Consider the following 14025-nt stretch of genomic DNA (forward strand, 5'->3'; position numbering starts at 1 on the left):
GGCTTGTAAAAATAAAAGTCTAATAGAAACAAACACGTCAAAAGCGACAACTAATTTCCACAACGAATCTGTGCAACCTGGACAGACCCATAAGTTTTTCGCCCAAGCTCCATCAGTGACGAAGAGAAATGCTCACGACAGTACCCTTCAAGTAGCAGCATTTTCGCACCAACAATTTTTATACCATTAGTGGTGGTAATCAGTTTGTCAAATCCACGTGCTTGCTGCTGCTCCATCGACGCAAGAGAAAAAGGTGCAAGAGTGAATACCCCCAGCACGTAGATCTTGAAATCCATTGAAACGAGTTCTTTACCTCCTAACACCGGGTATAGCGACTCATAGGGGAATTCCGATCCCCACACAACCAGTGGATCCGTTGGAAATGCTGCGAGTTCAGCGAGCTGTTTTTTTGAACCTGATGTGGCATTGCTTGAATCGGCGGCAACGAAATATGAATTAACTATAGCGCCTGCAAACAATATAATACCTACAAAAAATTGCCGCCATCCATGCAGACGACTAAACAATAGTGGGCTTAGAACAAGCAAGCAGAGAATAGGAACGTAAACTCTCAGTATCGCCGGCCGTCCAAGTAAGCCGAGCAAGGAAATGGCCGAAACAAATAAAACCCAGCTGAGAATTAATCTACGGCTTGGGCAAAAGGCGGCAAGAATTAAAGCGGTAAGCGTCAGAGCTGCCAGTTTTGGATGCCATAAAGCCTCAATACCTGCCAATATATTAGAAGCGACAATAGATTCATCCGGAAAAAAACCTATTTGAGAAAGCATTGATGCTAGCACTTTGGTATTGGCGATGTTTGGGTCTGCAAAAAACCAATTACTCACTAAGTCGACGTCATTAGCACTATAATTATTTTGCTCCAGAACATCGGTTCGCAACTTTAGAGTGGGGCCTGCTCTGAAATCGGTGAACTTTGCTCTTACTGGGTTGAAATCATTGAAAGCTTTCCATGATTCGTTTTGATACGCCTGTCGATCTATGATCGAAAAACTGGCCAAGGCAAAAAAAAGTATTAGGATCGTACTTCTGCAAACTCGGTCTTCATACATTTTCCTCAATGGAAGTAACGGGAGAGCAACTAAAATCACTAGTATGAACTCCTGACTTCTAATTAAGTATGCACAAGACGAGAAAACAAAAGCAGCAACGCATGCTGAGATGCTTCGATTGTTGCCGAAAGAATACCAGCACAGCACCGCAGCAACACTAAGTAAGCCAGAGTTCACTGTAAACTGGGGAAAAAGCAACGGCCGAAACATTACGAGTATAAGAACCGCCGCTATGCATAGCACTCCTGCTCCCGCGCGGGACAAAAAATAAAGAAACGCCGTTCCTGTTAATGCCAGTACACCTACTGTTGCCACGGAATAACCGAGCACACCATTGATCGATGGAATTAAGCGAACAATCCCTCCCCATAAAACATTGGAAAAAATGATATTGGGAGAGCCTGTTGTTACCAGTCCGTATCCATGAGCAACCATTGACATGGCAATATCATCATTGGTTTCCCATATCGGTGGGTAAATACTATAGATGCAGGCGATGATTGCCAAAAAAAACAGAAACGCAAGCCAAAATTTTTTTTGCACTAAAGAGAAAAAATTACTTATCGTTTTGTTCTTATCCACGTGCAGCCACCACAGTTCCTATCACTATAAAGGAGATCCCTAATACTTTTTGTAAAGTCATCGGCTCACTCAAGATCCATGTCCCTAAAATCAGAACTACGACAAAATTTATACTCATGAAAGGATATGCGTGGCTCAAGTCGAATTTCGACATCGCGGCCATCCACGTAATTGAGGCCAAAAATGCGGCTAAGAAGCCGGAAAATATGCCGGGATCCATAAATAAATGAGCAATGAACTTAAACTTTCCAAAGAGGTCTTCAGGCAAAACACCGAAGCGTGAAATTCTCCATTTCAACATAAGCTGGCCGTATACAGTAAATGCAATGGTTGCAAATATATATATATAATCGAACAGGCGAGCCATCAACTTCTCTCCAGCACAGCCAGGCCAAACCCGGATTTACCATAGCCGTTGCCATTATAAAGCATGTATCTCTTTCCTTTGTGGTCAAACACAAACGGGTATTCGATCATTTCCGAATCCCAACCCTCCGGGGAAACATCAATAGCTGCTTCATCCAGCGCCAGTCGCCATTGCTTACCTTCGTCAGTGGTCGCGTAGCCGATTCGATACGTGTCCCCGGTTCCACTTCGATAAGAAAACCACATTTCCAGTCCACCCAGATGGTTCTTTGCAACGGTGGGGCGTGAAAATGCTTGAGCGATACCCACTTCGAAGGGGATTGCCAGGCCATCACGATGCCAATTATCTCCATCAAAGGAATGTGCCGAGTTGATAACGTGGATCATTTCTCCATTGCCAGAATCCCAGGTCCGGGTCGATCCATACCACATGTCATAACCGCCGCGGCCATCTTCAAGTACCCATGGGTAGGAAAGGCTTATAGGGTCGATTTCGTCAGCGCTCATGAACGGAGTGTCGCAATCGAGCATCAGTGTGGTATCTGCATTGACAATTAGCCTGCCGACATCACCACGCCAATGCTGATTACCGGGCGATTGCCACCCCATGAAAAGCATGTACTGCACGCCGTCGACGGTGTAGCAATTGCCAATACTCACGCCATCGGCATAGAAACTGCCTTTGGGTCCGTGTTCCAAGAAAGGTAAGCCGTGTTCCTTGATGACTTTCCGCTGTTCGATATCGATGTCTACTGCACCGACAGAAGAGCGGTTGTCGCAATCCCTGCCGCTAAAAAATACTCGAAAGACATCATTGTGCAGATGTACCGGCAACGGGTTGGCAGCGTGAGATGACAGCTTGGGATGTCGCTTCTCACCCTCAACAACAAACAGTCGACCAAGTTTTTGCCACGTCGACTTCATAGTTTTCTCAGCTTGCTGCTGGGTACTTTCGAACGTTCAGTTGCCGTGCCAATAAATACGCCTTCCTGCTCAGCGTTTGCCAACAGTAATGTGCCTGCGCCAATGACACACTTGTCTTCCACTTTTATATGATCGCGCAGCGTCGCATTAACCCCGATAAAACACTGTTCGCCGATGTGAACGCCTCCGGAGATCACCACGTGGGATGCGATAAAAGTATGGTCCTGAATCGTAGAGTGATGGCCAATATGGTTACCGCTCCACAAGGTGATGTTATTGCCAATGGTCACAAAGGGCTGAATGGTGTTGTCTTCAAGGATAAAACAGTTGTCGCCAATACGGCCTTCGTTAAGCACGGTGGCATGACTGCTGATGTAATTGGCAAGAGTGTAGCCGAGTGTTTTTGCGGCAAGATACTTTTCTTTGCGCACGGCATTGAGCTTTGAATAGCTCAGGGCGATAAACATGTCGTGGCTTTCGGTTGCGAAATGGTCGGTGATATTTTCGAACGCAACGACGGGCAGCCCACAAAAGGTGGTGTCTTCGATATAACTACCGTCTACAGTGAAGGCCACGATTTCGTAAGCGGAGTCTGTATTGAAGTAGAAGTAGGCCAGCTGTGCAATATCGCCAGAGCCGAATATCACTAATTTTTTTTTCATCACATCTTCCTTACAAGAATGGTGAACTCATAAAGGCCGTAATCGTGAAGAAGGGCAACTTGTCGGGAGTAACGTCGCTTACATAAATCAAATAACAAGCAAGGGTCCGCGTAGTACAGATCATCCCGTTTCTTATCTTCGTCAGAGTAGGAAGTCAGGCAGTTGAAGGCAAATCCCAGGCGGCTTGTTCGGTCCAAAACGTCAAGGGTGTTTTCAAGGTAGGTCTGCCATTCGGCGTTCGAACGACCCAGGCGAACGTTGAAGATGCCGCTAGCAATGCTGTAGTCCCTCACAGAGTCGGGTTCGGAGGCAGAAATGAATCGAGTTTCAGGTACTCCCATGTAGCGCTGCTTCGCGACCTGGATCATTTCGTTTGAAACATCTATGCCAAGATAGGAAAACGACAGGTTCCTATTTTTCAGGTAATCAACCAGCGCGCCGTAACCACAGCCAAGGTCACTGATAGAGAACGGTTGCGGGTCGTTGATGACCTTGCACAGTTGTTCGAAGCGCAGGGCCTGGCCTTGCTCACCATTCCAGTCCACCCCATTAGGCGTTTCACCATGCAGCGCGAGCTTTTTCGAGTAATAGCTCGCTACTTCGTCAAGCAGTTCAGTCTTGTCGTTGTGCATAAATTTGTCTCACAATGGTGTAAGGGCGTTGTTTTGACTCGGAAAATATCTTCGAAAGATAAATGCCCACTACCCCGATAAACGAAATGACCATGCCGCCAAGAAGCCAGATGGAGGCCATGACTGATGTCCAGCCGCTCATCGGCTTCGCGAGGAAAAGCCAGTGCATTGTCAAGTAAGCAATGTAAAGCACGGCGAAAAATGAAATCGAAACACCGATGTAGAAAATACCGACCAAAGGAGCATTGCTGAACGAGGTCACTGAGTTAACCAGTACAGACATTTTTTTTCTGAAGGTGTAAGTCGTTTGACTAGTATTGCTCTTTTTGACTGTTTGAGGTTGCTGATCAAAGCCGGTGATATGCCAAAGCCCGGCCATAAATACTTCCCGCTCTTCATGCCGTAGTAAGGCGTCGACGTAACGACGTGTCATCAGTCTGGCGGTGACGATGTTTTCCGGTAGTGCCAGCCCCGTCAGAGCTTGAAAGAAACGATAGAACCAGCGGCCGCTCCAGCGTTCAAACCAACCTCCTTTGCGTTGCTCCTGCACGCCATAGACGACATCACAGGCTTTTTGCTGGAGCTGTTCGGCAAAACTGAGCAAGTACTCCGGTTCCTCTTCAAGATCACTGTCTATCAGGAATACTTTTTCTCCTTTGGAGTGTGAGAGGCCGGTCATCATGGCCTTGTGATGACCGAAGTTCCGTGAGAGGTCGACCAATACAACGTGGTGATCTCGCTCGGTGAGTGAGATGGCGATATCAAGGCTGTTGTCAGGTGATCCGTCGTTCACGAGGACGATTTCGTAATCGTCCCCTGCAAGCTTCATTGCGGCAGCGCTCGCGCGCGAATGAAAGTCTTCTATATAAGATGCCGACTGATAAAGAGTCGCTACTATGGAGAGTTTCATTGACTAACATGCCTCATTTGTCGATGGGCATCTTTTCCGCAGTTGAAGAGCAGGTCAAGGATCGTGACACCATGGGTGAACTCGCCCCATAGTTGCGGATACTCCGGATAGCCTGCGTAGTCAAACCAGTTCAGTTTGATGTTCATCGTTTCGAATACCTGTTCATCGATGTAATCCCTGGCAGCTGGGCCTGAGATGTACTCGGTACCTCCCGCCTGTGCGCAGAGGTCGGCAAGGCGCTCCGTTTTACCGTCGACCAGTACATAGTCCCATGAATGACTGATGATGGTCGTTATTTTCAGATAATCGCAAACAGCTTGAATAAATCGCTGATTAAGCTCTGAAATATGGGTGTACGAATCGTTCAGATAGAGGGGTTCAAGCCATTTTGCGATTTCATGAAAGTGCGGGGCGCGACTATAATTTTGAACCAGTGCTTTCCAGTGTGTAGCGGCCCATTCGGTACCATCGATTTCAGTTTCCCTGACTTTCTGGTGGTACTTGCCTTTCACCAGGACGGGCACAGTCAACCATTGCACACCTTGTGGCGTTTTGATCTGGTTACGGTTTCGCCAGTCACGACGTGTATATTGCATGTCGTCATAGAGAATGAACTCATCCACTGATGCGATCATGTCAAAATACCCTTTCCAAGGGATGTAGTTGGATTGAAGTATCGCGACTTTTTTCAAAGTACCTTTCCCTTGTGGCGGTAAATCTTCATTGAATAATTCAAATTAGAAGTAATAATTAGTCTTTTTAATCTGTGGAATAGAAGGAGTAGACAGGCTCACGGAAATACTACTTCACCTTTTCTAAGCAGTGGCATATTAATCTGCGAGGGGGGAGGCGTCACTCTTTTCGTGGAGAATTTTTACCCGGCCATAGATGTCGAAAGGATTTGGTGAGCAGCGTTTCCCCCACCCTCTGCGCCCTGCGCACCGTCGATAAGTCCCTCCACCATTCAAAATTTTGAACTAGAGCAGTTAGGGCTAAATCAGGGAAGGTCTGAAATAGTCGCCGACGTTTTGCCGTCCGTCATTGGGCGCTCAAAAAAACGGTCGCCTTCAAAAAATCAGGCTTTCAGACTGTGTGAAAACCTGACAATCTGCGCAGCGCTCAAAGGCTTACATCCAAGGAGAGTCCCGCAGCCAGACCAGTCTGTTCCCGGTCTCGCTGGAGGAACTGATCCCCGAGGATCATCTCGTTCGCGTCATCGACCTGTATGCCGCCAAGCTGGATCTCGTGCAACTGGGCTTTGATAAAGCGCTGCCCAAAAGCACCGGTCGCCCCCTCTTATGATCCTGCCGATCAGCTAAAACTCTACCTCTACGGCTATTTTCAGCGGATTCGCTCATCTCGGCGGCTCGAAGCCGAGTGCCAGCGGAACATTGAAGTGATGTGGCTGATCAACCGACTCAAACCCGACTTCAAGACCATCGCCGACTTTCACAAAAACAACAAACTCGCCTTTGTGGCGACGTACCGTTCTTTCGTCCGGTTTTGCCGCACAGCCGGTCTGATCGCCGGTGAGCTGGTGGCCATCGACGGCAGCAAGTTTTAGGCGGTGGCGTCCTCGCGGCGCCATATGAACCTCAAGTAACTCAAACGTCATAATTTTCAATTATTGGTGGCTTAGCCTCGTCATCATCATCATCGGCGGCCTGCGCCTATGCATGCGTCAATACTTCATGGGCGACTGGTTCAATGCCTCCCAACACGTACCGTTCACCAATCGCGATGATGGCCTCACCAAAGTTGCCATTTATGGTGCTGGCGTAGCGGGCAATCAACTTGTCGCAGCACTGCGTATGGGGCGGGTTATGCGTCCTGTGGCATTTATCGACGATGATTCGAGCATCGCTGATCGCGCTATTTCGGGCCTCCAGGTCTATAAACCCAAACACATCCAACAGATGATCGACGTAACCGGCGCGCAGGAAATCCTCCTGGCTCTGCCGTCATCTACCCGCGCACGACGTCGGGAAATTCTTACTATCCTGGAGCGTTTTCCGCTTCACATCCGAAGCGTTCCAAACTTCTCCGATCTGGCCAGCGGCCGGGTAAAGGTCGAAGACATCCAGGAAGTGGATATCGCGGACCTGTTGGGGCGCGATTCGGTACCAGCGCAACCAGACCTGCTTGAACGTTGTATCAAAGGCAAGACAGTCATGGTCACGGGGGCTGGCGGATCTATCGGCGCGGAGCTTTGCCGGCAGATCTTCTCGCTTGGCCCGACGACGCTTCTGTTGTTCGAGCACAGCGAATTCAATCTATACAGCATTCTCTCGGAACTGGAGCAGCGCGCTTGTCGGGGGTCTATTCCGGTCAGATTGTTGCCAATTCTTGGTTCCATCCGGCACCAGGACAAACTTCTGGATGTGATGAAAACCTGGAGCGTGGACACCGTCTACCACGCTGCCGCGTATAAGCACGTCCCAATGGTCGAGCACAACATTGCCGAAGGCGTGCTTAACAACGTCATCGGCACGCTCAATACCGCGCAGGCTGCGTTGCGGTCCGGTGTTTCCAATTTTGTGCTGATCTCCACTGACAAGGCTGTGCGCCCCACGAATGTGATGGGGAGTACCAAGCGTCTCGCCGAAATGACGCTTCAGGCGTTGAGTCGTGAGATTGCTCCAGTGATGTTCGGCGACAAGTCCAATGTCTCCCGGGTCAACAAGACTCGTTTCACCATGGTGCGCTTTGGCAATGTGCTGGGTTCCTCCAGCTCAGTGATCCCGCTGTTCCACAGCGAAGATCAAATCCGGTGGGCCGTTGACGGTCACTCACCCGAAAATCACTCGCTATTTCATGACCATCCCCGAAGCCGCGCAACTGGTGATCCAGGCGGGTTCCATGGGGCAGGGCGGTGATGTGTTTGTTCTGGAAATGGGCGAGCCGGTGAAGATTGTCGAGCTGGCGGAGAAGATGATTCACCTGTCCGGTTTGAGCGTTCGTTCGGACAAAAATTTGCAAGGCGACATCTCCATCGAGTTCACTGGGCTGCCTCCCGGTGAGAAGCTTTACGAGGAGTTGGTGATCGGCGACAACGTGGCAGCGACCCAACATCCGATGATCATGACTGCCAACGAAGATCATTTGCCCTGGGATGTACTCAAGGGCCGTTTGAGGGAGTTGCTGATTGCTGTCGATCATGACGATTACAGTCGTGTCCGTCAGATCCTGCGCGAAACCGTCAGTGGCTACACCCCCGACGGCGATATTGTTGACTGGATCTACCAGCAACGTCGCCTCGACCCCTGATTGTTTCACATCCTGTAACGGACACATTTTTGACAGGCTCCAGACATCGCCTAAGTTTAGAAGGCAGCTTCGGAAAAGCTGCTTTCTCAAATCGATGTCATGGAGCTTCATTTATGCGTACTGGCTATTTCTACTCTCTGGTTTTTGCCCTGCTCACCAGCGCCTCTATTGCTGCCATTGCTGCGCCGACGGCCAAACCCGAGGCTGGCAACGCACCCTTGGTGCTGGAAGTTTCTCCCAAGGCACAGTCCGGCAAGGTCGATCTGAATCAGGCCGATGCGCCAACCCTTCAGCGCGAGTTGTCCGGTGTCGGCGAGGCCAAGGCCAAGGCGATTGTTACTTATCGTGAGAGTAATGGGCCGTTTGCGTCCGTGGACGAGTTGCTTGAAGTGAAGGGAATCGGTAAAGCGATTCTGGATAAGAATCGCGAGAAGCTTGAGGTGAACTAAGCTTATACGTCAGCGCCAGGGGCCGGTCATTGATCGCAATGCTGTTCACTTAAGCCGCTGACCGAAGGTTTTTGCTTTTCGGTGCTGCGGCGAAGTCCAAGAAAAACGGTGCTTTCCCATTTCGGGGTAAGCGCCGGTTTCCCTTAAGTGAACAGCATTGCGGTCATTGATCGGCCTTTTTGCTTTCTGGTGAACGCTGTGATGGTGCGCCTTTCGTCGACATGAGAAAAATTACGGCTATCATATACAGATAAGATTATGCCTATAATAAATTGGTTTTCGCCAAGCGCTCTGATCCTCGGGCGCTTGTCTTTCCCTTAGGCATCTCCCAGGAGCACAGTCATGAACTCTGTCCAGTCCCAAGGTACGGCCCTCGTCACCGGTGCTTCTTCCGGTATCGGCGCGATATACGCCGAGCGGTTGGCGGCGCGTGGTTTTGATTTGTTATTGGTCGCCCGTGATCAAGAGCGGCTGGAAGCGGCGGCGACCAAATTGCGCGCCGAGCATGGCGTTCAGGTTGAGGTGCTGAAGGCGGATCTGACGCAAAAGAATGATGTGCTGAAACTTGAACAGCGTCTTCGCAGCGATTCGAGTATCAGCCTGTTGCTGAATAATGCCGGTGTCGCGTCCGAGGGGTTGTTGGCTAACTCAGACATGGATCAGCTGGAACGTTTGATTCAACTGAACGTTACGACGGTCACGCGGTTGGCATCGGCAGCGGCCGCCAGTTTTGCCAAGGCGGGTCGGGGCACGATCATTAATATTGCGTCGGTGGTGGCGTTGTTTCCCGAGCGCTTCAACGCAACTTACACCGCCAGCAAGGCATATGTGTTAAGTCTGACTCAGTCGTTGAACGCTGAATTGGATGGCGCAGGGGTCAAGGTCCAGGCCGTGTTGCCAGGCGTAACACGCACCGAAATCTGGGAGCGCTCCGGTATCGACGCAACGCAGATTCCGGCGGATATGGTCATGGAAGCCGGGGAGATGGTCGATGCGGCGTTGTCGGGTCTGGATCAGGGTGAGTTGATCACCATTCCTTCGTTGCCGGATGCGGCCGACTGGGATGCTTTCGTTGCGGCGCGTCATGTATTGGCGCCGAATCTTTCCAAAAGTAAGGCCGCCGCGCGTTACACGTGAGGCGTCATGAATCGGCTTGAGGTATTTGCGGTATGAGTGATCGTCGAGTAGTTGTAACGGGCATGGGCCTGGTGTCGCCATTGGGCTCTCGCGTCGAAGCCGTCTGGTCGCGACTGTTGGCCGGCCGTTCCGGGTTGCGCAATTTGCCGGACGAGGTGGTTGCCGATTTGCCGGCCAAGGTCGGTGGTGCAGTGCCGACGCTGGCTGACGATCCCGAGGCGGGTTTTGACCCGGATCGGGCGACGGCGCCCAAAGAGCAGAAGAAGATGGACCGCTTCATTATGTTCGCCATGGAAGCGGCGCGTCAGGCGCTGGAGCAGGCCGGTTGGCAAGCGGCGGACGCCAGTGCCCAGGAGCGTACGGCAACTATTATCGGTTCCGGCGTGGGTGGTTTCGGTGCGATAGCCGATGCGGTGCGCACCACGGACAGCCGTGGGCCGCGACGCCTGTCGCCGTTCACCATTCCTTCATTTCTGGTCAATCTCGCCGCGGGTCATGTGTCGATCCAGCACGGTTTCAAGGGGCCATTGGGTGCGCCGGTGACAGCTTGCGCGGCCGGGGTCCAGGCGATTGGTGATGCGGCGCGGTTGATTCGTTGTGGCGAGGCAGACATCGCGGTATGTGGCGGCGCGGAAGCGGCGATCGATCGCGTCAGTCTCGCCGGGTTTGCCGCTGCTCGCGCCTTGTCCAGCGGTTTCAACGACACCCCGGAGCGTGCCTCGCGGCCGTTCGACAGTGGCCGCGATGGCTTTGTCATGGGGGAGGGTGCAGGCCTTCTGGTGATTGAGTCGCTGGAGCATGCCTTGGCTCGCGGTGCTAAACCGCTGGCGGAATTGGTCGGTTATGGCACCAGTGCCGATGCCTATCACCTGACGGCGGGTCCCGAGGATGGCAGCGGTGCGCAACGGGCGATGTCGCTGGCGTTGGCCCAGGCGGGCATTTCGCCGGCGCAGGTGCAGCATCTCAATGCTCACGCAACCTCGACCCCGGTCGGGGACTTGGGAGAGTTGGCGGCCATCAAGGCGTTGTTCGGCACGGATAACAAAATCGCCGTGACATCGACCAAATCGGCCACCGGGCATTTGCTCGGCGCAGCGGGCGGTATCGAGGCGATCTTCACGCTGTTGGCAATTCGCGATCAGGTCGTGCCGGCCACCCTCAACTTCGATAACCCGGACCCCGCCGCCCAAGGCGTGGACATCGTCCACGGCCAGGCGCGGCCGATGGCCATCGAATATGCGCTGTCGAATGGCTTCGGGTTTGGTGGGGTGAATGCCAGCGTGCTGTTCAAGCGCTGGGAGGGTTAGTCGCGGGACTGTTTGAGATAGGCGCGAGTCACGTCGAGAATCCGCTGAGCCAGCTCGGGATCCTCGACACTGCGTGACAGCAGTAAGGCTCCGACCAGCGTCGACATGATGACGACGCTGTCGTCGGCAGCGTTGTCGCCTTCAAGGGTGCCTTGCACTTGTTCAAGCCGTGCGTTGAGCACCACGTCAGTGGTCGGGCTCTGCTGCCCGCGCAGGCCGAGTTCCGATGACATGGTCGGTAACGGGCAACCTTCATCGGGTGAAGTCTGGTGCCATTCGGACAAATAGGCGTCGATGAACGCTTCCAGTGGACGATCCTGAGCGAAGAGCTCGGCGCAAATCACATCGACCTGCTCGCCCGCGGCTTGCAAAGCCTTTTCCACCAGTTCGTCTTTGGACTTGAAATGCGAGTAGAAGCCGCCGTGAGTCAGGCCCAGTGCTTTCATCAGCGGTTGCAGACCTGTCGCGCCAATGCCATCGCGGCGAAAGCGCGCTGACGCTTCCTTGATGATGCGTTGGTGGGTCTGGGCTTTATGGTCCTGCGAGTAACGCATCGGGTATCTCCGCAACAATGCGCCATATTAACCAATGAAAATGGGATGGTGATTGTACTTCTACTTCTAAAAAGCATGCAGATGCGTCGATCTTGGTAGAACGTTGTATTAACAGGTGGCACGAATAATGATTACTCATTAACTGACGATTGTTGAACAATCACTAGGCAAAGAGTATGAACAGCGGACTGTCCCTGGCCGACCACATCACCCTTGAGTTGCGCGCCGACATTATTGGCGGCCGTTTGCTGCCCGGCATGGCGTTGGTGGAAAACGATCTGGTGTCTGCCTACAACGCATCCCGCAATACCATTCGCGAAGCGCTGCATCGCCTGGGGCAGGAAGGTCTGACCCGTTATGTGCGCAACAAGGGCGTGATGGTGCGCAGGCTGGGCGTCGAAGACGTGCGGGATCTGTTCAAGGTCAGGCGCACCCTGGAGTTGCAGGCCATCAGCGCGAGTCAGCCGCTGCGCGACTATCAATCCGACCGGATGCTCGAAGCCCTGGAAGCCACCGAGCTTGCCCGGGAGCGCGAAGACTGGCGTGCTGTCGGCACCCACAGCCTGGCCTTTCATCAACACATCGTTGGATTGCTGCGCAGTCCACTATTCGATGAGTTCTTCACCAACGTCGTCGCGCAATTGCGCCTGGTGTTCTGCACCGCCCCCGATGAATCTCGTTTTCAGGCGCCCTGGCTGGCGCGTGACCGGCAGATCCACGAGTTGTTGGCCGAGGGCGACAAACGCTCAGCCGAGGACGCCATGAGCCTGTATCTCGACGATTCCGAACACCTCCTGCTGCAGATGCTTGCCCCAATTTCCCATCACTGATCGAGGATTCGTGCCATGTACAAAGACTATCCGGCGGCCTATCAAGTCAGCAAAGGCTCAGCCTTGCAAGTGGACACAGCCTTCTACGAACGGATTCGCGATGACAAGGAGGGGCGCACGCTGATCGAGGAGTTCGAGGTGCCGATCCGCACCGGTCGCGCCTGGAAAGTGCCAGCCGGGCATGTGTTCCGGGTGACCACGCCCGTCGGGCCGCAAGTCGGGGATTTCAACGTCTGGAATGCCAACGATCCCCGGGAGCGTTTGTGGGCGGCACGGACCCGGCAGTTACAGGGCGCACACGTCAGCACTCATGACCGGCTTTGGTCGAACCTGCCTTTTCTGCGGCCGCTGGTGACCATCACCGACGACAGCCTGGCCGGTTACGGCATCGACGAACATGGCGGTCGCTTGCACGATTTGCTCGGCACCCGCTGCGACCCTTATGTGAACAAAATGCTCACCGGTGAAGACTTCCATCATCACTGCCACTCGAACCTGACCCGCGCAGTGCTACCTCATGGGCTGACCGAGTTCGACGTGCATGACGTACTGAACATTTTCCAGTGCACGGGCCTGAACCACGATGACATGTATTTCATGAAAGCCTGTCCGGCGCAGAAGGGTGATTACCTGGAGTTTTTTGCCGAAATCGATCTGCTGTGTGCACTCTCGACCTGCCCGGGCGGTGATCTGTCGCTGGCCATGTGGGGGCCGGATGCGCAGGACCCGCTAAGCGTGTGTCGCCCGCTCGGGGTGGAAATCTACGCGTTGGAGGATTCATTGCTCGAAGGTTGGAGCCAGCCCGAGCGTGCAGCGTACAAAGGTTTGCATGGCTTGCACATTGCCAAGGCTGACTGGGAGAAATAAAGCGAAAAAGATCGTCCGAACGCGGCCCGAACCTTCGGCAGCTCCTACATTGGTCGTGCTTGGCGCAAAACCCTGTAGGAGCTGCCGAAGGCTGCGATCTTTTGATCTTTTGATCTTTTGATCTTTTGATCTTTTGATCTTTTGATCTTTTGATCTAGCGGTCCTGCGCATCCTTGGCATCCGCTTGCGCGTTGCGTTCAGCGACGCGTTTGCGTTGCTCCTCGGTCAGTTCGACCTTGTTGGCGGTGTCACGCAACATCATCAAACCACCAACGATCGAGCCGATTGCAACGACCAGAATCAACCAGGCATACCAGGGCATAGGGCTCTCCTTGAGGGCAGGCCGATTGGCGGGTTTCGCCAACCGATCGTGCATACCACTTTGAGCGATTAATTTTCGCAGTGGTTCCATTCTATGCCTGTTACATCTTGCACATACCCCGTAGGAGCTGCCGAAGGCTGCGATCT

The 14025-nt window shown here is 52.7% G+C and carries 14 protein-coding genes and 2 pseudogenes; 7 read left to right on the forward strand and 9 right to left on the reverse strand.

The window, feature by feature from the left end; translation table 11 throughout:
- Positions 1-50: 50 nt before the first annotated feature.
- From CUN63_RS22210 to CUN63_RS22240, 7 genes are read right to left on the reverse strand one after another with little or no spacing between them, the layout of a single operon-like run.
- Complete coding sequence (locus CUN63_RS22210) at positions 51-1652, reverse strand: hypothetical protein (protein WP_129442460.1); 1602 nt, start codon at positions 1650-1652, stop codon at positions 51-53.
- Entirely contained in the window at positions 1645-2019 is a 375-nt protein-coding gene (locus tag CUN63_RS22215; RefSeq protein WP_129442463.1) for an EamA family transporter, read from the reverse strand. Before CUN63_RS22215 ends, CUN63_RS22210 begins: the two co-directional genes overlap by 8 nt.
- Entirely contained in the window at positions 2019-2942 is a 924-nt protein-coding gene (locus CUN63_RS22220; RefSeq protein WP_129442465.1) for a hypothetical protein, read from the reverse strand. The genes CUN63_RS22215 and CUN63_RS22220 overlap by 1 nt, the downstream gene beginning before the upstream one ends.
- On the reverse strand, positions 2939-3604 hold the full coding sequence (locus tag CUN63_RS22225) for an acetyltransferase (protein ID WP_129442467.1): 666 nt from the start codon (positions 3602-3604) through the stop codon (positions 2939-2941). Before CUN63_RS22225 ends, CUN63_RS22220 begins: the two co-directional genes overlap by 4 nt.
- Entirely contained in the window at positions 3604-4236 is a 633-nt protein-coding gene (locus CUN63_RS22230) for a trans-aconitate 2-methyltransferase (RefSeq protein ID WP_129442469.1), read from the reverse strand. The genes CUN63_RS22225 and CUN63_RS22230 overlap by 1 nt, the downstream gene beginning before the upstream one ends.
- On the reverse strand, positions 4217-5146 hold the full coding sequence (locus tag CUN63_RS22235; protein ID WP_129442471.1) for a glycosyltransferase family 2 protein: 930 nt from the start codon (positions 5144-5146) through the stop codon (positions 4217-4219). The genes CUN63_RS22230 and CUN63_RS22235 overlap by 20 nt, the downstream gene beginning before the upstream one ends.
- Positions 5143-5838: a WbqC family protein gene (locus tag CUN63_RS22240; protein WP_129442474.1), complete on the reverse strand. Its 696-nt coding sequence runs from the start codon at positions 5836-5838 to the stop codon at positions 5143-5145. The genes CUN63_RS22235 and CUN63_RS22240 overlap by 4 nt, the downstream gene beginning before the upstream one ends.
- 439 nt (positions 5839-6277) lie before the next feature.
- Here CUN63_RS22240 and CUN63_RS22245 point away from each other — a divergent pair.
- The 5 genes and pseudogenes from CUN63_RS22245 to fabF all read left to right on the forward strand — a co-directional run.
- Positions 6278-6707: pseudogene (locus CUN63_RS22245) on the forward strand (transposase); the annotation flags it as partial.
- Between the two features lie 52 nt (positions 6708-6759).
- A pseudogene (locus CUN63_RS22250) lies at positions 6760-8413 on the forward strand (polysaccharide biosynthesis protein); the annotation flags it as partial.
- Between the two features lie 113 nt (positions 8414-8526).
- Positions 8527-8862, forward strand: coding sequence for a helix-hairpin-helix domain-containing protein (locus CUN63_RS22255; RefSeq protein ID WP_129442477.1), 336 nt, complete (start codon positions 8527-8529; stop codon positions 8860-8862).
- 342 nt (positions 8863-9204) lie between these two features.
- Positions 9205-9999, forward strand: coding sequence for an SDR family oxidoreductase (locus tag CUN63_RS22260; protein WP_129442480.1), 795 nt, complete (start codon positions 9205-9207; stop codon positions 9997-9999).
- A gap of 32 nt (positions 10000-10031) precedes the next feature.
- Positions 10032-11306 (forward strand): beta-ketoacyl-ACP synthase II, encoded by a 1275-nt coding sequence (fabF, locus tag CUN63_RS22265; RefSeq protein ID WP_129442483.1) that lies wholly within the window; start codon positions 10032-10034, stop codon positions 11304-11306.
- On the opposite strand, the gene CUN63_RS22270 is transcribed toward fabF, so the two are convergent.
- Complete coding sequence (locus CUN63_RS22270) at positions 11303-11860, reverse strand: TetR/AcrR family transcriptional regulator (RefSeq protein WP_129442486.1); 558 nt, start codon at positions 11858-11860, stop codon at positions 11303-11305. The genes fabF and CUN63_RS22270 overlap by 4 nt on opposite strands.
- 176 nt (positions 11861-12036) lie before the next feature.
- On the opposite strand from CUN63_RS22270, the gene CUN63_RS22275 reads away from it, so the two are divergent.
- Positions 12037-12690, forward strand: coding sequence for a GntR family transcriptional regulator (locus CUN63_RS22275; RefSeq protein ID WP_129442489.1), 654 nt, complete (start codon positions 12037-12039; stop codon positions 12688-12690).
- A 15-nt stretch (positions 12691-12705) separates the two neighbouring features.
- A complete protein-coding gene (locus CUN63_RS22280; RefSeq protein WP_129442491.1) occupies positions 12706-13557 on the forward strand; it encodes a DUF1989 domain-containing protein in 852 nt (283 codons plus the stop codon).
- A 154-nt stretch (positions 13558-13711) separates the two neighbouring features.
- Here the strand turns inward: CUN63_RS22280 and CUN63_RS22285 are convergent, their stop codons facing one another.
- Positions 13712-13879, reverse strand: a complete 168-nt coding sequence (locus CUN63_RS22285) for a DUF2897 family protein (RefSeq protein WP_064678955.1) — start codon at positions 13877-13879, stop codon at positions 13712-13714.
- Positions 13880-14025: the final 146 nt, after the last annotated feature.

This window comes from Pseudomonas sp. ACM7 (assembly GCF_004136015.1).
Taxonomy (GTDB): domain Bacteria; phylum Pseudomonadota; class Gammaproteobacteria; order Pseudomonadales; family Pseudomonadaceae; genus Aquipseudomonas; species Aquipseudomonas frigoris.